The organism is Rufibacter latericius (assembly GCF_003721515.1).
GTDB classification, from domain to species: Bacteria; Bacteroidota; Bacteroidia; order Cytophagales; family Hymenobacteraceae; genus Nibribacter; species Nibribacter latericius.
This window is the reverse complement of sequence record NZ_RJJD01000015.1, coordinates 354,634-372,228: the sequence shown is the minus strand read 5'-3', so window position 1 is coordinate 372,228 and position 17,595 is coordinate 354,634. Positions and strand designations below refer to the sequence as shown.

Below are 17,595 nucleotides of genomic sequence, written 5' to 3'. Positions count from 1 at the left end.
CGAAAAGGTTCGTATACTTGTCTACGAAACAAATCGTAGAGCCGATCTGATCAAAATCTTATGGAGAATACCGCCCCGATAAAACCCACCGAAACCGAACTGGAGATTCTGCAGATCCTGTGGCAGCACGGGCCCAGCACCGTCCGGTTTGTGAACGAGGAACAAAACAAAGCCAAGGAAACCGGCTATACCACCACCCTCAAACTGCTGCAGATCATGCACGAGAAGAACCTGGTGTCCCGTGATGAGGAAAGCCGCTCGCACGTGTACCAGGCCGCCGTCACCGAAGAAGAAACCCAGCAACACCTGCTTGGCCGCTTCCTGGACACCACGTTCCGGGGCTCGGCCATGAAACTGGTCATGCAGGCTTTGGGCAACCATCGCACCACCCCAGATGAATTAAACCAAATCCGCCACCTTTTGAAAAAACTGGAAGATGACTCCTCAAACGCTGATTAATGACGTAATCCCGCAGGCCGTTACGCACGCCTTGGGGTACACGCTCCTGCACTCTCTCTGGCAAGGAGCTTTGATGGCCCTTTTGGTGGGCATCTTACTCAGGTTGATGCACCGGCACTCCGCCGCTACCCGGTACTGGGTTGCCTGGGGGGCGCTTATAGCGCTGCTGCTGGTTTCAGGGGTTACCTTCTACAACCTCTATTCCCCAGATACGGTTTCCCTGGAAAATACAGCGCTGGCGGTTGATCCGGCAGGGTTCACTTCCTCGATTACAGAAGCACATATTACGGGTCCTTCTTTCTGGGAGAACGCCCTTGCGCAGGGGCAGGGATATTTCAACGAACACTTACCGGCAGTGGTCATGCTCTGGCTCATGGGCATGCTGCTGATGGGTTTGCGGGTACTGGGCGGATGGGTGTATGTGCAACGGCTTCGGTCTTACCGTACCCAGGCGGTCACGCAGGTATGGCAACAGAAAACCCTGGAACTGTCTCAGAAGCTAGGCATACACCGGTGGGTGCGCGTAGCCGAGTCGGCTTTGGTGCAGATGCCCATGGTCATCGGGCATTTCAAGCCTTTGATTTTGTTGCCGCTGGGCGCGTTCTCTGGCTTATCCACTGCGCAGGTAGAAGCCATCTTGGCCCATGAACTGGCCCACATCCACCGGCGCGATTACCTCCTGAATCTGTTGCAGAGCATGGTAGAAACCCTCTTTTTCTTTCATCCTGCGGTGTGGTGGATCTCAGACTGCGCCCGCACCGAACGTGAGCACGCCTGCGATGACCTGGCCCTGGCCCTCTGCGGCGATTCGCTTACCTACGCTTACGCCTTAACTAACCTGGAAGAAATCCTTATGAAAACGAACGTAACCTCTCCCCGCTTGGCGGTGGCTTTCTCGGGCCGTCGGCGTTCTTTGCTGGGCCGTATCACCCGATTGGTGCAGAAATCCAACCTGCGGCCTTCTTTCTCAGAAGGGTTCCTGGCCTGCTGTGCCGTTATTGCCGGAGTCATGGTTTTCTCGGCCAGTGCCTGGGCCAATTACACGGTGCCCGCTCCATCGGCGGAGCCTGAAAAGCAAGCCGAAAAACCAGTGCTTTCCAAGTCTACCATCATTGCGGCGGTACCCAAGCAAGCCTCTGAAAACCCGGACGAAGACCTGGTGCTACAGCAACTGGATGATGACCTGATCATTGTGAAAAACAAGAAAGGCAAGGTGGTGGAGGTGTACGTAAACGGGCGGCGCATACCCAAAAGCGAGCTCGGGAAATACCAGTCCCGCATAGACCAGCAACTGGCAGCCGCCAAAAAGGGCAAAACCATCCGGGACGATGACGAGGTAGAAAGCGCCATGGCCCAGGTAGAAGTGTCCCTTGACAGAATTGATGAAGAACGAGCTCACCGATTAGCGCCCAGAGCCCCCATGCCTCCTATGCCCCGCACCCCGCGGGGATTCAGGCGAGATGGCGTAGCGCCGGTGGCTCCTGTTCCTCCAGTGGCTCCCGTGGCACCGCTCTCAAATGATAAGGAAGGCAACAAACGTTACAAGCAGTCGCTGAAGGAGTATGATGCCCGCATGAAGGAATTTGAGGCAAGGATGGAAGAATATGGCGAGAGAGAAGCGGAGTATGTAGCCCGCCGGCAAGCCGACCAGGAGGGCCGTATGACCGAGCACAACCGCCGCTTAGAAGACCAGAACCGTCGCCTGGCCGAGCATTCCGTACGGATGAAGGATCATGAAAAACGAATGGCCGAACACGCCGTGCGTATGAAAGATCACGAGGAGCGTATGAAAAAACATGAGGCCATGATGAAGGAGCTCAAGGCGGCGCTGGTGTCTGATGGCCTGATCAAATCTGCCGAAGCTGACTATGACTTCCGGTTAGATAAAACCGGTCTGTACATTGATGACAAGAAACAGTCCGATGCCTTGTTTGAGAAATATAAGAAGATCATTCAGTCTACCACCGGGGAAGACGTGGACTTGATGCTGAAGAAAGAAGGCGCCAACTTCAGGATTCAGTCTAACAAGAGCAGCGAAAAGACCAAGTAGCGTTTTCCTGGTCTCAAGATAAAAAGCAAATATCCCCTTCTTACCTGTTTCTGGGCCGTTTTCCTTAAAAGACAGCCAAAACGTTAGGAAGGGGATTTCTGTGTGTTTTCAGGAAAGCAGAAGTGTTCTGCAGGAACCGCCTACGCCATGCCTTGAACACATGGCTTGTTTCATCCTTTTACCAAACCCGGCAGGAAGGCTTTATTTTTTCTTTGCGATGAACACCAGGTGCGTAGACGAAGCACCGGCAGCACTGGTGTAGGATTTGCGGACTAGTTCCACCACGGCAAACCCGTTTTCCTCCAGGCTGCTTTGTAAGTCCTGGGCCGAATGGTAATACACGTACATCCTGTGCTGGCCATCGCTGCTGGTTTCATAGCCCGAGTTCTGGTAATCGCCTTCTATGGTGCTCAGGTACAGGGTTCCGTCGGTAGTCAGCAGCGGGGAAGCGTCTTTGATCAGTTTCGCGCAGTCTTTTCTGGATAGATAAGGCAGGCAGAAACCGCACATGATGCCGTCGTAGGTTTGGGTGAGGGTGTGCAGGTCTCGGGCGTCAAGAAGGCGGAACGTAGCCGTGGGGTTGTTCTCTTTCGCCAGTTGCAGCATCCTGGGGGCAAGGTCGGTGGCTTCCAGGCGAAAGTCGGGCCGTTTAGACAGAAGATACCGGGTGATGTTTCCAGGGCCGCAGGCAATCTCTAAGATGGAGGCGTTGAGGGTGGGAATCAGGTCGCAGAACCGGTCATAGGTGTCATTGTACAGGTCCAGGTCCATGAACTTTTCTTGGTACGCCGCCGCCAGCTGGTCCCAGGTCTGAATGGTGGAGGCGTGCCTGTCCATGTTTTAGGGGCTTTTTGGGAGAATCGTAGTGGAAACACAGTAGGCATCAGGGCTGAACATACTCCATGCGGTACATGTCAAAACCTGGGGCCCAGTAGTCTTTTACCACCTCCTGTAGTTGGAAACCTTGTTTCTCGTAAAACCTGTAGACCAATTGAGAAGTCCTCACCGAGATGGTTTGAATGTGCGGTAACTCCTGCAGTTTTTTGATTCGGTAGTTCAGAAGCAGGCTTCCCAATCCTTTGCCTTGGTACTGAGGGTGCAAAATGTCCCAGCTGATTTTTCCGGTAGTGAGGTCTTCTGAGAAGTTAACTCCTCCGCAGCCTACCAGGCGTTGCTCGTCTAAGACTACGAAATACTGCTCTATCTCATGATCCAGGTAGTGGATCAGGTCTGGTTCTTCTTCGGGAGCGAAGTACGCGGGCGTATTCAGTTTCAGCAGCTCAACAATCGCCGGTTTATCCTCCGGAACATATTCCCTGATTTCTACTTTTGGGTTCATGCCTGATCACATAAAAGTAAACTATCTTCAAGGTGCAAGTTTCTGTTTTAGAGGCCTTTTGGGAAAAGGGCATCTAAAACAGAAGCCTGCGTTCCGCTCAGTTCCAGATGCCGTTCATTTCTGTCAGGATCAAAGGCTGCGCATCGGTCACCACAATGGTGTGTTCGTGTTGGGCAACAAATCCGCCTTTGTTCCCCACCAGCGTCCAGCCGTCTTTCAGGGTGTTGGCGATGGTGGAGCTGGTGGAGATAAAGGTTTCAATGGCCACCACCGAGTCTTTCTTGAACCGGGTATGATTATACGGATTATGGTAGTTGGCAATCTCGCTGGGCTCTTCGTGGAGCTTTCTCCCGATGCCGTGGCCCGTGAGGTTCTTGATCACCTTGTAGCCGGCTTTCTTTGATTCGGTTTCAATGAGCCGACCTATCTCCGCGATCTTAATTCCTCCCTTGATCTGGCCGATGGCTTTCTCCAGAATCCTTTTGGAGGCATCTACCAGTTGTTGGTGCTGGTGGAGGTCTTCGCCTAGTACAAAGGAGCCTCCGTTATCGGCCCAAAAGCCTTCCAACTCCGCAGACACGTCAATGTTCACCAAGTCGCCTTCCTTCAGGATCTTCTCTTTGCTGGGAATACCGTGGGCTACCTCATGGTTGAGGCTGATACAGGTCCAGCCCGGAAACCCGTAGGTCAGCTTGGGGGCTGATTTTGCACCAAACGCTTTCAGGACTTCCGCCCCGAAGGTATCCAACTCCTTGGTAGACATGCCTGGCCGGGCATGGTCCCGCATTTCCTTAAGCGTCAAGGCAACGGCCTCACTTGCTTTTTTCATGCCCAAGAGCTCTGCTTCTGTTGATATTGACATTGGTTTGTTGATTTAGTGGAAGCGTACCAGCCGCGTCTTACTTTCCTTAAAGATAACTTTTTTACGGGTGTTTCGGCAAAACAGAGACTCCTTAGCAAGGAAACCAGTCATCTATGAACTTCAATTTTCCTTTCTCAAATTGAAGTAGCCAATGCCCATCTACCGGTTCTTTGGCGGGCGGAATGGCTACAGCTTCTGTGCTATCCTTGGCAAAGTTTTTCATGGCGTTTGGAAAGTGCTTTTTCAGCACTGCGGGCGAGGTGGTATGGTCAATTCGCAGGTTTCCGCTCTGCAAGAAGACTCTTTTCTCATTGCTGAAGTCAACGCCCAAAAACTTCAGAGAGTCTCCAAACTGTTCAAAACTAACCCCGCCGTAATGCGCCACCTTGGAGTTCTCATTCCTGAAACTACCTGGGCATCCTTCCTCGAAATCAACTTTCACCACACTGTCTGGCTTCCCTAACAGCCCTTCCATGTCTTTCACCTTGGTGACAAGAGGATATTTGCCATTGATCCTGAGGGTGTGCCAGTCTAAATATTCACTGTTCTCTCTGGGGACCGGGTTTTGTGGGGCAGGGCTAGCCGATGTTTCTGCCGTGGCCGAAGATAAATTCTCTTGGGAAGCGGGTGACTGGCAACTAAACAGGATAACCGGGGCAAACAGAAGAAGTGGGTTGATTTTCATGCGGTTTTATTGAATAGCTCTTTAAATAGGTTTTAAAGTGTAGCGTGAGGTTTCTTGTTTTAATAACCAATCTTTGCGGCAGCAACAGCAACGGATTTTCTCATAAGCCCATAGGGGAGCCGTTCGCCAAAGTTTCCTGATGCTCTATCCATCTGCCTTTCAGCAGCCTTTCCAACTCATTGAAATCATAACTCACGGTATTGGACGTGATAGACAAGGGAGTACCGTACATTTTCATGTTCCCCTGCATGAGTTTGCGCTTAAAGCCGGTTACCCGGTTTAAATACTTATCAGGGTTTGTGGTGTAAAGGAGCAGGAACCTGGTGGACATCACCTGCTCTGATGCTATCTCGGTGATATCGGCCCATTCAATGAGGCCCGCGCTTGACGCATTGGTATGGTCCGTGATGCCAGTTTCATCCACTATAAGCCCAATCTTTTTGTCAAACAGTTTCCTGAAGCCATATACCCCTACCACTCCGAAAAACAAAATGGTGGCAATTCCTACCATTCGCACTACTTGGGGGCTTCTCAATATAGGCGAAACAAAGGTGTCTGGTCTTAGGGCGAAGAGTATCCCCAGCAACACAAAGACTACAGCTCCTGCCACTACCAGGAAGATCTTGCTTCTGCTCAGTGGAATCTCTATTCTATCCATTTTAGTGATGTCGTTTGATGGAGTCTGGGATGATGCCGGAAGATATAAAAATATGCGGTTTACTATATTAATGAACATCCGGCAATAAAGCTAAAGGGAGCAATCTGTTTTTAACCCGATTTCCGGAATTTGGCCTTGAAACAGATAACCTGCCGAAACCGCTAAATCCGTACCTTCGTGGGGAATTGAGACGCGAGAAAATGAGTGAGAACCTCTTCCCTGAACTGCAGCACGTACTGGGGCTGCCTTTAACCAAAACCACCCGGCTGGGCCATGTGCAATTCTTCCACTTCGGGAAAGCGCACGTCACCAACGCGAGCGGCCTTATTCTGGACGTAGGCGCCTGGACCCTGGAGGTAGCCTGTCACTGGCAACTGGAAGAAGCGGGCACCGTGGCCATCCGGTTCGAGGAGGTAGAGATCCCGCGCGATACCCAGACGCTGGCAGACCCCGCCTTTGACCCGCAGGTGCCCGGCAGCAACCTCAGAGACCGAAAACTGCAGGAACTGGTGCGGGGACAGAAAGACAAGCTTCGGGTGTGGCAGGTAACCGCTTCACCGGAGGGGGAACTAACCATTTCCCTGGAGGGCGATCGGGTGCTGCGCATTCAGCCCAGCCAAGGTGTTTTGGAGACCTCTGGTTATTTCTGGCGGCTTTTCAGCAACACCCAAAAGGAAGGCGCGGTAGCGTTTGGAGCCGATGGGGTAAAGCGTACCTAAAGGGAGGAAAACCTGGTCAACCGGTTTAAGAGCTGTTTCCAGAAAAAAGGTCCTAAACGACTAGTCTGTTTCCTGGCTTCTTTAGGTTTCCCACAGCCCGTTGGTAAACAAGTGTAGCGGTTTTCAATTCAGGGCAAGCTTTTCCATTTGTTTGCCACTTGCCACAGTTTGCAGTATATTGCTTCTGATATATATAGGAAGAAGAGAAGACGCTGTATGGCAAAGCACTTGCGCAAATATCCGGTCTGTACCAATTGTGAGTATGCCTTTACCAAAGAGCAGCCAGACAATTTCTGCCCTAAATGCGGGCAGGAGAACCATGACCTGAACGTTCCTTTCCAGCATGTGGCGCTGGAGCTGCTGGAAGGCACTATCCACTATGACAGCAAGTTCTGGGTTACGCTCAAATACCTGCTTTTTGCGCCCGGCAAACTCACCAACGAGTTCCACCGAGGACGCCGCATGGGATATGTGCCGCCTATCAGGTTGTACGTGTTCATCAGTTTTGTCTTCTTTTTCCTGCTCTCCCTGCGCGTGGGCCATGTTGAAGGCGGAGAACGAAGCTTGGGAAGCCAATTAAGAAAAGCTCCGCTTCAGGTAAACAGCCTCATCACCAAGGCCGCGCCCCAAGCCCCTGACTCCATCCGGAACATTATCAGGGAAAGGTTAGAGGAGAAAAACCTTAACATGGACAGCCTTCTGGTGGCAGATACGCCGGCCGAACAATATAATTTCTCCACGCTGGACAGCATTCCGGCGCATGCCTCCACCGCTCAGTTAGATTCTGCCCTTAACACATTCAATGTCAAAAGCCACAATTGGTTTACGCGCGGACTCTTGCAAAAAACCGCCGAATTCCAGCGCCTCTCAAAAAACGAACTCATTGCGAAAGGGCTTAAATACATCTCGTTGATGATGTTTGTGCTTATGCCGGTCTTCGCGCTGCTGCTCAAGTTGGTCTTTTTCCGGGCGCGGCGCTTTTACATGGAGCACCTTATCTTCAGCATCCACCTGCATTGCTTCTACTTTGTGCTGTACATTCTGTACATGCTCTCTTTGTACCTGTTTACCTCCATTGACCTGTTTGGCTGGGCGAATTTGCTGGGCTTCCTGTACCTTTTCTTCGGGCTGCGGCGGGTTTTCAAACGCGGGTACCTGCGTACGTTCTTCAACATGGCCACGCTGCTGTTCTTTTACCTCATTGCCGGCGTAACGACGCTGCTGCTGGGCATGGTGGTGAGTCTGGCGATTTAATTTCTCTTCTGGGCCAGGGGACGAGCAACCCTTGGAGGATTTTTGCATCTATAAAAGAAACACCAACGCATTCTATCTCTTCTAAACCCATGAAAAAGACATTCTATTCTCTTTTGTTGCTCCTCGCCCTAATAGGTTTCGTAGCGCAGGCGCAAGCCCAATCTGTAGAAGGAAACGGAAAATACAAAACCGAAACCCGCCAGGTAAGTTCTTTCAAGGCCCTGCGGGTGAGCGGCGGGTTTGAGGTAGTCCTCACCCAAGGAGCCACCCCAAGCCTGAAACTGGAGGCCGAGGAAAACATCCTGCCCTTCATTGAGTCAACTGTGGAAAACGGCATGCTCACCATCAAAACAAAAGACAACACCATCCGGAACGCCAAACGCCTGAAAGCCTACGTAACCGTGCGTGACCTGGAAGCTTTGGAACTGGCCGGAGGCATAAAACTTACCACCACCAATACCATCAACGGCTCTACCCTGAAGCTGGACTTTGCGGGAGGCATCAACGTGGAAATGGCTTTACAGGTGAAGAAACTGGACGCCGATATGGCCGGAGGCACCAAGGTATCCCTTAGCGGTCGCGCCGAAACCGTTCAACTGGATCTGGCCGGTGCCTCTAACCTCAAAGCCCTGAACCTGAAAACCGATTACCTGACCATTGACGCCGCCGGGGCCAGCCACGCCGAGGTAAACGTGTCCAAAGAACTGAACGTAGAGGCCGCCGGCATTGTGAGCGTAGACTACAAAGGTTCGCCTAAAATCAACCATAGCGGCATGGGCAAAGTAAGGCCTATCTAGTCTCTTTTTTTGACAGGATAAAAGCCCCGGCAGAACCATCTGCCGGGGCTTTCCTTTTTACCTATGTGCATCGTTATTTCTGCCTGAAACATTTCATCTGAAAAGCAGGCTGAATACCCTGGACATTGATGGCAACAGCTCCTTATCGGTCTTCTTACATAGGAGGCCCAAATCTGTTTTGAGGCTGTTTTTAGGAAAATGGCTTGTTTTCCTCCTGAACAACCGGTAAACTTAAGGGAGGCAAACTGGCTTGCTTCTGAAACTCTCGCTTACCTAACAAAACAAACCTTGAAAAGACGTGATTTTATTGGACTGACCGCCATGGGCGTTGGAGGGCTGATGCTTTCCGGCATTCCTACGTTCGGTCATGAGATTGACCCCGCCCGCGCGCTGGAAACCGTAGACGTGGCCCTGAAAAAGCGCCTCGCCGATGTGGCGCTCAACGCCGCCAAAAGCAAAGGCGCCACCTACACCGATGTACGCATTGGGCGTTACCTGGCCCAGAACATGTTCACCCGTGAAAAGCAAGTGCAGGGCATCAGCACCACCGAGTCGTATGGCGTGGGCGTACGCGTGATTGCCAACGGCACCTGGGGCTTCGCGGCCACCTCAGACGTGAGCGACAAAGGCATTGCCAAAGCCGCCGAGCAAGCCGTAGCCATTGCCAAGGCCAACTCCAAACTGCAGAAAGAACCTGTGGTTTTAGCCCCGCAGAAAGGGTATGGCGAGGTTTCCTGGAAAACGCCCATAAACCAGAACGCCTTCGCCGTTCCGGTTTCTGAGAAAGCCGATCTGCTGCTGGCTGCCAACGCCGCCGCGCTGGCTGGCGGCGCCAACTTCGTGAATTCGGCCTTGTTTCAGATAAACGAGCAGAAATACTTCGCCTCTACCGACGGCTCTTACATTGACCAGGACATCCACCGCATTTGGCCTAACTTTACCGTGACTGCGGTAGATAAAGCCTCCGGCAAATTCAAAACCCGCGATGCTTTGAGCGCCCCCATGGGCATGGGCTTTGAGTACCTTACCGTGAAAGCGCCTACCATGAAAGGCCCCGAGGGCACCGGCCTAATTGGCTATGACAAATACTATGACATTGTCGCCGATGCTGGCTTAGCCGCCAAACAGGCCCGCGAGAAACTTACCGCCAAATCGGTGATGGCTGGCAAATACGACCTGGTGCTGGACCCTAATCACCTCGGCTTAACTATCCACGAAAGTGTGGGTCACCCGCTGGAACTGGACCGCGTACTGGGTTACGAAGCCAATTACGCCGGTACCTCTTTCGCTACGCTGGAAAAGTGGAAAACCAAAAACTTCCCGTACGGCAGCAAACTAGTGAACATCTTCGCCGATAAGGTGCAGGAAGGTTCTCTGGGAGCTGTGGGCTACGACGATGAAGGCGTAAAGACCAAACGCTGGGATTTGATTAAGGACGGCACACTGGTGAATTACCAAGCCACCCGCGACCAGGCGCACATCATCGGCGAAAAAGAATCGCACGGCTGTTCATACGCCGATAACTGGAGTTCCGTGCAGTTCCAGCGTATGCCTAACGTGTCCCTGGCACCGGGTAAGCAGAAATTGAGCGTAGATGAGATGATCAAGGGCATAGACCGTGGTATCTACATCGCAGGCCGGGGTTCCTACTCCATTGACCAGCAGCGCTACAACTTCCAGTTCGGCGGACAGCTGTTCTACGAGATCAAAGGCGGCAAAATAGTAGGCATGCTGGAAGATGTGGCCTACCAAAGCAACACCCAGGAATTCTGGAACTCCTGCGCCGCCGTCTGCGACGAGAGCGATTACCGCATGTTCGGCTCTTTCTTCGACGGAAAAGGCCAACCCAGCCAGGTAAGCGCCGTTTCCCACGGCTCATCGCACACTCGGTTCAACGGAGTAAACGTGATAAATACTGGTCGTAAGATTTAATTAGAAATGAAGCTGGCGAGATAGGATCGACTTAAAACAGTTGTGTGTCTTGCTACCTGATACGTGATACCATACAATGGCAATATTAAATAAAGATCAAGCGCAGGCGCTCCTGAAAAAGGCCCTGAGCTATTCCAAAGCCGATGAGTGTGAGGTAAACCTCAGCGGTTATAAAGGCGGCAACATCCGCTACGCCCGCAGCACGGTGTCTACCAGCGGCGAGGAAGAAAACATGTCTCTGGCGGTGGAAGCCCGTTTCGGAAAGCGGTCCGGCGTGGCCACCATCAATGAGTTTGATGATGCCTCGCTGGAAAAAGTAGTGCGCCGCGCCGAAGAGGTGGCTCGCATTGCTCCGGAAAGTCCGGAATACGTGCCCATGCTCGGCCCTCAAACGTACTTGCCCAGCAATGCCTGGTTCAAGACCACCCATGACATTGACCCAGAGTATCGCGCCAGCGCCGCCGCTAAAAGCATGCAGCTCGCCGACAGCAAGAAACTGACGGCTGCGGGTTTCTGGGAAGACCGCAGCGGATTCAGCGCCAAGATGAACTCCAAAGGCCTATTCGCCTACAATCAAAGCTCAGACGTGGATTTCTCGGTGACCATGCGAACCGCCGACGGCACCGGCTCCGGCTATGTAACCCGCGATGTGAGCGATGTTTCTAAATTAGATACGGGGGCTGCCTCAGAGATCGCTGCGCAGAAAGCCCTGGGTTCTATGAACGCCAAAGCCGTGGAGCCCGGCAAGTACACCGTGATTCTGGAGCCTACCGCTGCCGTTGATTTGCTGGAAAATATGTTCCGCAGCATTGACGCGCGTAACGCCGAGGAAGGCCGCTCTTTCCTGAGCAAACCGGGTGGCAAGACCAAACTGGGCGAGAAGATGTTTGACGAGCGCGTGACCATCACCTCAGACCCCACCAACCCCGAGATTCCTACTTCCACCTGGGCCGGCGATGGTCGTCCGCAGGAGAAAGTGACCTGGATTGACAAAGGCGTGGTGAAAAACCTGACCTACTCTCGCTTTTGGGCCGAGAAAAAAGGCGTGAAAGGATTGCCTGCCCCAGGCGGCTTCATCATGGCCGGCGGTAACCAGAGCCTGGAAGACCTCATCAAAGGCACCCAGAAAGGTATCTTGGTAACGCGTCTCTGGTACATCCGGGCCGTTGACCCACAAACCCTGCTCTACACGGGCCTTACCCGCGACGGAACTTTCTACATTGAGAACGGCAAGATCAAGCACCCGGTGAAGAACTTCCGATTCAACGAGAGCCCAGTTATCATGCTCAACAATCTGGAGGCCTTGGGCAAACCGCAGCGCATCGGCGGCAACCTGGTACCCCCTATGAAAATCAGAGACTTCACCTTCACCAGCTTGTCTGACGCGGTGTAAGTTTGAACTTTAACCCCTCTCCTCATAGAGAGGGGATTTTTTGTTTTCGGGCTGTTTTCTGAAAATAAGGTCAAAAACTGGGTAGGCGAATTATATTCCCTTCCCTTTTGTGATTAACTTCCTATTTGTCATTCTGAAAGGACCTTGTAAGCGAACTAGAAATCCGCTTAAGCAAACGTCATTACAGCTTGTCCATAAGATCCTTTCAGGATGACAATTAAATATATGTAGGAACTTCGCCATAATGCCTACTCCCTTCACCTTCGTACGCCTGCAATACCGATCCGGCAACTGGGACACCGATCAGCGCATGCCCTCTAACCTGCTGCACTCGCTGGTGGAGTACACGACTGTGCCTATTGTGGAGCAGGAGAAAGTGATTCCGCTGGAAAGTGCCGAGCTGTTCCGTTATCCTTTTTGTTATATGAGCGGCCACAAACTGGTGCAGTTCAACGCCAAGGAGAAAGCCAATTTCGTAAAGTACGTGCAAAACGGCGGCTTCGTGTTCGTGGACGATTGCAACCATGACATAGACGGATTGTTTGCCCGTTCGTTTGAAGAGCAGATGCGCGTCTGTTTCGGGCCGAGAGCGTTGAAGAAGCTTCCTAATACGCATCCGTTGTACCGATCTTTTTTCAAGTTCGAGGAAGGTCCGCCTACCACGTCGTTTGAACTCAACGGCTGGGGCGATGACCTGGTGCATGATTACCTCAAAGCCTACGAAGTGAATGGACGCATTGCTGTGCTCTACAGCAACAAAGACTACGGCTGCGAGTGGGACTATGACTTTAGAAACAAGCGCTGGCTAGCCGAGGACAACACTAAATTCGGGGTGAATATCCTGATGTACGCGCTCACCAGTTAAAGATGCCTCCGTTTCCAGCCTGTTTTCTTGTAAACGAAGTGAAAACGGACAACTAGCTCCGCTGGCGTGAGCCTCCGGCTCGTGCTTTCGCATTGCTGATAAGACCATTGCATTGAACTGCGTGCGGACACGAGCCCGAGGCTCGCGGCAGCGCAAGAATAATGAAAAGTGTTTTTGCCCTGTTTTCCTGAAAACAAATCAGAATCGAAAAGGCAAATTCAAGAACAATCGCTTACTTACTAGTCCAAGTAGTACCGTTTAGTTTCTGCCCCACGTGACGCCACAAGAAGTAACCCAACTGTTAAGCAAACTGCCGGTGCTCCGGCAGGAAATCCATAAAATCATTGTAGGTCAGCAGGAAGTACTGGACGAGGTACTGATCACGCTGCTTGCTGGTGGCCACGGGCTGCTGGAAGGCGTGCCGGGCTTGGCCAAAACGCTGTTGGTGCGCACCTTGGCCAGTGCCGTGGATTTGCCCTTCCGCCGCATCCAATTCACGCCAGACTTAATGCCCACTGATATCCTGGGCACCGAGGTTCTGGAGGAAGACCACACTACCGGCAAGCGCTTCTTCCAGTTCAATGAAGGCCCCATTTTCGCGAGCATCGTCCTGGCGGACGAAATCAACCGGACGCCTCCTAAAACCCAGGCGGCCCTGCTGGAAGCCATGCAGGAATTTGAGGTAACCTACGCAGGCAAGACGTACCCGCTGCCGCGTCCCTTCTTTTTGCTCGCTACCCAGAACCCTATTGAACAAAGCGGCACCTATCCACTACCTGAGGCCCAACTAGACCGCTTCCTGCTTTACATCAAGATCAAGTACCCTACGGAACTGGAGGAAATCTCGGTGCTGAAAAATACTACCGGAAGACAGCGGGAGAAGGTACAGCCTATTTTATCCGGTGAGGAAATCCTGACCTTGCAGAGCTTGGTGCGCGAAGTCTCCATTTCAGATGACTTGATAGCCTATGTAGCCCGGTTGGTGCGCGCCACCCGCCCAGAAGACAGCCCGGTAGCCTTCGTGCAGGAATTCGTGCGCTGGGGAGCAGGTCCGCGCGCGGGACAAGCCCTAATCCTCACCGCCAAAGCCCGCGCCCTGCTTCAAGGCCGTTTTGCCGTCACCATGCCAGATTTGCAGACCATGGCCTATCCCGTGCTTCGGCACCGCGTACTGGTGAACTTTACCGCCGAAGCCGACAACATTACCACCGATAAAGTGGTGGAGGAACTGTTGAAAGGGGTGGAGTTGCCACAAGGGATTCTGAAATAGCTGAAACTATAGGTGATCCATCCTTTAATCTGTCATCCTGAAAGGAACTTGTGAGCAAACTGTAATAGCATAAGTAAAAGCCTCTCTAGTTCACCCACAAGATCTTTCCAAGATGACAAAAAAGAGTTTGTACTGCCTGTCTGACAACTAAAATAAATTATGCCCCACCGCCTCCTCAACCCCCAAACGTTTGCTGCCATCAAAGACCTGCGCCTAATTGCGAAGGCGGTGGTGGATGGCTTTCTGTTGGGGCAGAACCAGAGCGTCAGGAGGGGGGCGGGGATTGAGTTTGCGCAGTACAGGAGCTACCAGCCCGGCGATGATCTTCGGCAGTTGGATTGGAAGATGTTCGCGCGCTCAGACCGGTACTACATCCGGGAGTCAGAGGTAGACAGCAGCGTGGCGGTAAGGTTTGTGGTAGATGCCAGCGGCTCCATGGCCCATCAGGACGGCGATTTAACGAAGCTGGATTATGCCCGATATCTGGTAGCGGCGCTGGCGTATCTGGCCACGCAGCAAGGCGATGCCGTGGGATTATTTATCCTGCAGGAAAACCAATTGGTGCAACTGGCCCCGCAGCAATCAAACCAACACCTACAGCGGTTCTTTTACCAACTGGAGCAGATGAAGGCAAACGGCCCTTTTCCTGAGCCTGATCGTTTAGCGCCCGTTTTCGCCAAAAAGCGCCAAAAAGAGATCACCGTGCTGGTCACCGATATGTATGAACAGACTTCCGAAATCACGGAGGCTTTGCGCAAGATAGGAGCCCGGGAGAAAGACACCCTTCTCTTCCACCTCATGGGCAAAAACGAACTCGAATTCACCTATCAGGGGCAGGTTTCCTTCCAGGATCTGGAGACAGGCCAAACCCTGCAAGTCAGTTCCGAAGCCCAACGCGCCGAGTACCTGGCCCAGTTGCAGGAATGGCTCCGCACCCTGGAAACCGATACCCGCAAGAAACAAATCCATTACGAGCGATTCCACCTGCATGAACCTTTAGACAAAGCGTTACGCGCCTTTCTGATGAGCCGGGCAAGGCAGTAAAAAGGAGTTCTGAGTCTTGAGTCCAGAGTTCTGAGTTGGGGAAAACTGTGTTTCAGGTGCGTTTTCAGGAAACAAGGCTAAAAGCATCAGCATTCTTCCGGTCAACAAAAGCCTATAAAAGATCGGCCCCGCTTTGTGGCCCTTTCCTATAAAAGAGCCACAAAGCGGGGCCGATGCATGAGGAGGATAAACCTATTTCACCTGGAAAACCTCGTCTTTCAGGTTCTTGTTGATTTCCACGCTGTTCACGGTAGAGGAGATCACCTGGCTACCGATGTGCAGGTCAATCTTATGCGGGAACTTGATGCCGTTCACCTCGCGGTAATCTTTCAGGTCGATGGTCTGGTTGGCGGTGCCCACGGAGGTTTGCTCCGTGGCAACTTCGCGTACTTTCAGGCCGGTTTCCTTATCATAGTAGTGGTACGATTTCTTGCCACTTGGCAAGGTAAGTTCCAGTTTGTAAGCTTCGCGGCCTTCTACTTTCTCCATCTGGTTCAGGGCGAGTTTAATGCCTAGTTGGTCATAGTTCAGGAAGCTCGTCCAGATGTCCAGTTTCTGGTCCTGAAGCTCGGCCGGAGCCATCTGTTTCACCTGGCCCTGGGTAGTGATAGCGCCTTTCGTGCCGTTGATAGCTACCCGGTTGATCTCGTTCTCGCCGTATTTAACCACCATCAAAGATTTATCAGCCCCTTTCTGCTGCAACAATACGTTCAGCTGGGCACCGGGCACGTTCATGGTGCGTCGAATGGTGAGGTCTTTCACTTTCTCCACGTTGGCCTTTCCGCCGATGGCGTTGATGTAGGCTGCCAAAACGGTCTGCACGTTCACCCCCGATGGCAAGGACATCAAAGGTGCATCTGTTTTCTCCCCGAAGGCGGTGTAATAGGCGATGGGTTGGTTTCCGTTGAAGCGCTTCAGTTTGTCGGCGATCTCGCGGGCGTTTCCAACGGCTACCAGGTAGGCTTTCTCGGGTTGCAGGTACTGCTGGGCCACACGCTGAATGTCGGCGGGCGTAACGGCGGCTACGTTCCTGAGGTAGTTGGCGTAATAGTCTTTGGGTAGGTTGTAGCGGGCCGTGTTGATGGCGAACATGGCCACCGTCAACGGATTCTCCAGGGAGCGGGCAAACGACCCGATGATCATGTTCTTTACTTTCTGCAACTCCTCGGCAGACACAGGTTCTTTGCGCAGGCGGTCCATCTCAAACATGATCTGGGTGAAAGCGCTGTCGGTAACGGTGTTGCGCACGCTGGCGAAGGCGCTGAATCGGCCCGAAAGACGATCAGAAGATAAAGAAGAATTAGAACCGTAGGTGTAGGCGTGTTTCTCGCGCAGGTTGGCATCTAGGCGGGCGAAGGATCCTCCCAGGATGTTGTTCATGAGGCTGGCCGCAATCGCATCAGGGCTGCCGGGCTTCAGGTCAACCGCGTACGTCACCGAGATGTTGGACTGCACCGAGTTGGAACGGTCTACAATAGCAACCTGGTTTGCCATCAGCGCAGCCGGTGCCGGGTAAGTGTTCTGTTTTACATCGGCTTTCTTCCATTTCCCGAAGTACTGTTTCACCAGTTTTTTGGCCTCACTGGGTGTGATGTCGCCCACAATGGCCAGGTACCCGATGTTAGGTCTGAAGTACGTGGTGTAATAGTTCTGGACATCGGCCAGGGAGATATTTTCCACCGATTTCTCGGTGATGACCTCGCCATACGGATGGTTTTTGCCATACAGAAGTGACTGCTGTACGTTGCTCTCAATGGTAGCCGGGTCGTCTTTGGAGGAAGCCAGGTTAGAGGCCATCTGCTTTTTGAACTTGTCCAGCTCTTCCTGTCTGAACTGCGGGCGCAAGGCTATATCGGCAGTCAGTTCCAGCAGTTTGGGAAAATGTTTCTTCAGGCCAGAGGCCGAGAATCCGGTGGAGGAGGTGTTCAGAGAGGCGCCTATGAAGTCAATCTGCTCGTCTAGCTGGTCTTTGGTACGGGTGGTGGTACCGGTGCGCATAAGGTAACCGGCGGCTCCGGTTAAACCGGCTTTTTCGCCTTCCAGCAACGGGGCGCGGTCCAGCACCAAACTCATGGCTACGGTGGGCAGGTTGTGGTTTTCCACCACGTACACTTTCAGACCGTTGGACAGCGTGAAGAACTCGTATTTACCTAACTCAATGGTAGGGGCCGGACCCGCAGGTGGTGGCGTTTGCTTGGTGGTTTGGGCTGTGCTGCCAAAAGAGACCGCCAGCGCCAAAAAGAAAATGGAGATATATTTTTTCATGGA

General features: G+C 52.6%; 16 protein-coding genes. 10 read left to right on the top strand and 6 right to left on the bottom strand.

Going from position 1 to position 17,595, the window contains the following annotated elements; all coding sequences use genetic code 11:
• The first annotated feature begins 60 nt into the window (after window positions 1–60).
• Both EFB08_RS19035 and EFB08_RS19030 read left to right on the top strand, forming a co-directional pair.
• Window positions 61–459 (top strand): BlaI/MecI/CopY family transcriptional regulator, encoded by a 399-nt coding sequence (locus tag EFB08_RS19035; RefSeq protein ID WP_123128546.1) that lies wholly within the window; start codon window positions 61–63, stop codon window positions 457–459.
• Window positions 437–2,509, top strand: a complete 2,073-nt coding sequence (locus EFB08_RS19030; protein WP_123128545.1) for a M56 family metallopeptidase — start codon at window positions 437–439, stop codon at window positions 2,507–2,509. Before EFB08_RS19035 ends, EFB08_RS19030 begins: the two co-directional genes overlap by 23 nt.
• Window positions 2,510–2,710: 201 nt before the next feature.
• On the opposite strand, the gene EFB08_RS19025 is transcribed toward EFB08_RS19030, so the two are convergent.
• The 5 genes from EFB08_RS19025 to EFB08_RS19005 all read right to left on the bottom strand — a co-directional run bounded on the left by EFB08_RS19025 (window position 2,711) and on the right by EFB08_RS19005 (window position 6,053).
• Window positions 2,711–3,346, bottom strand: coding sequence for a class I SAM-dependent methyltransferase (locus tag EFB08_RS19025; RefSeq protein ID WP_123128544.1), 636 nt, complete (start codon window positions 3,344–3,346; stop codon window positions 2,711–2,713).
• A gap of 46 nt (window positions 3,347–3,392) precedes the next feature.
• Window positions 3,393–3,848 carry a GNAT family N-acetyltransferase gene (locus EFB08_RS19020; protein ID WP_123128543.1) on the bottom strand — a complete coding sequence of 152 codons (456 nt, stop codon included), beginning with the start codon at window positions 3,846–3,848 and terminating at the stop codon, window positions 3,393–3,395.
• A gap of 97 nt (window positions 3,849–3,945) precedes the next feature.
• On the bottom strand, window positions 3,946–4,710 hold the full coding sequence (gene map / locus EFB08_RS19015; protein ID WP_123128542.1) for a type I methionyl aminopeptidase: 765 nt from the start codon (window positions 4,708–4,710) through the stop codon (window positions 3,946–3,948).
• A gap of 91 nt (window positions 4,711–4,801) precedes the next feature.
• Complete coding sequence (locus EFB08_RS19010; RefSeq protein ID WP_123128541.1) at window positions 4,802–5,395, bottom strand: hypothetical protein; 594 nt, start codon at window positions 5,393–5,395, stop codon at window positions 4,802–4,804.
• 100 nt (window positions 5,396–5,495) lie between these two features.
• Window positions 5,496–6,053 carry an STM3941 family protein gene (locus EFB08_RS19005; protein ID WP_123128540.1) on the bottom strand — a complete coding sequence of 186 codons (558 nt, stop codon included), beginning with the start codon at window positions 6,051–6,053 and terminating at the stop codon, window positions 5,496–5,498.
• A 200-nt stretch (window positions 6,054–6,253) separates the two neighbouring features.
• Between EFB08_RS19005 and EFB08_RS19000 the strand changes: the two genes are divergently transcribed.
• The 8 genes from EFB08_RS19000 to EFB08_RS18965 all read left to right on the top strand — a co-directional run bounded on the left by EFB08_RS19000 (window position 6,254) and on the right by EFB08_RS18965 (window position 15,327).
• Entirely contained in the window at window positions 6,254–6,772 is a 519-nt protein-coding gene (locus EFB08_RS19000; RefSeq protein ID WP_123128539.1) for a hypothetical protein, read from the top strand.
• 216 nt (window positions 6,773–6,988) lie between these two features.
• Window positions 6,989–8,026 (top strand): DUF3667 domain-containing protein, encoded by a 1,038-nt coding sequence (locus tag EFB08_RS18995; RefSeq protein ID WP_123128538.1) that lies wholly within the window; start codon window positions 6,989–6,991, stop codon window positions 8,024–8,026.
• Between the two features lie 89 nt (window positions 8,027–8,115).
• The gene (locus EFB08_RS18990) at window positions 8,116–8,823 is read left to right on the top strand and encodes a head GIN domain-containing protein (RefSeq protein WP_123128537.1); all 708 of its coding nucleotides are present in this window, start codon (window positions 8,116–8,118) and stop codon (window positions 8,821–8,823) included.
• A 288-nt stretch (window positions 8,824–9,111) separates the two neighbouring features.
• Window positions 9,112–10,755, top strand: a complete 1,644-nt coding sequence (locus tag EFB08_RS18985; RefSeq protein ID WP_123128536.1) for a TldD/PmbA family protein — start codon at window positions 9,112–9,114, stop codon at window positions 10,753–10,755.
• Between the two features lie 76 nt (window positions 10,756–10,831).
• Window positions 10,832–12,148 (top strand): TldD/PmbA family protein, encoded by a 1,317-nt coding sequence (locus EFB08_RS18980; RefSeq protein ID WP_123128535.1) that lies wholly within the window; start codon window positions 10,832–10,834, stop codon window positions 12,146–12,148.
• Window positions 12,149–12,392: 244 nt separating this feature from the next.
• Complete coding sequence (locus EFB08_RS18975; protein WP_123128534.1) at window positions 12,393–13,013, top strand: DUF4159 domain-containing protein; 621 nt, start codon at window positions 12,393–12,395, stop codon at window positions 13,011–13,013.
• Window positions 13,014–13,287: 274 nt separating this feature from the next.
• The gene (locus tag EFB08_RS18970; RefSeq protein ID WP_123128533.1) at window positions 13,288–14,283 is read left to right on the top strand and encodes an AAA family ATPase; all 996 of its coding nucleotides are present in this window, start codon (window positions 13,288–13,290) and stop codon (window positions 14,281–14,283) included.
• 159 nt (window positions 14,284–14,442) lie between these two features.
• Window positions 14,443–15,327: a DUF58 domain-containing protein gene (locus tag EFB08_RS18965; protein ID WP_123128532.1), complete on the top strand. Its 885-nt coding sequence runs from the start codon at window positions 14,443–14,445 to the stop codon at window positions 15,325–15,327.
• Between the two features lie 192 nt (window positions 15,328–15,519).
• Here EFB08_RS18965 and EFB08_RS18960 read toward each other — a convergent pair whose 3' ends face one another.
• Window positions 15,520–17,592, bottom strand: coding sequence for an insulinase family protein (locus tag EFB08_RS18960; RefSeq protein WP_123128531.1), 2,073 nt, complete (start codon window positions 17,590–17,592; stop codon window positions 15,520–15,522).
• Window positions 17,593–17,595 lie beyond the last annotated feature (3 nt).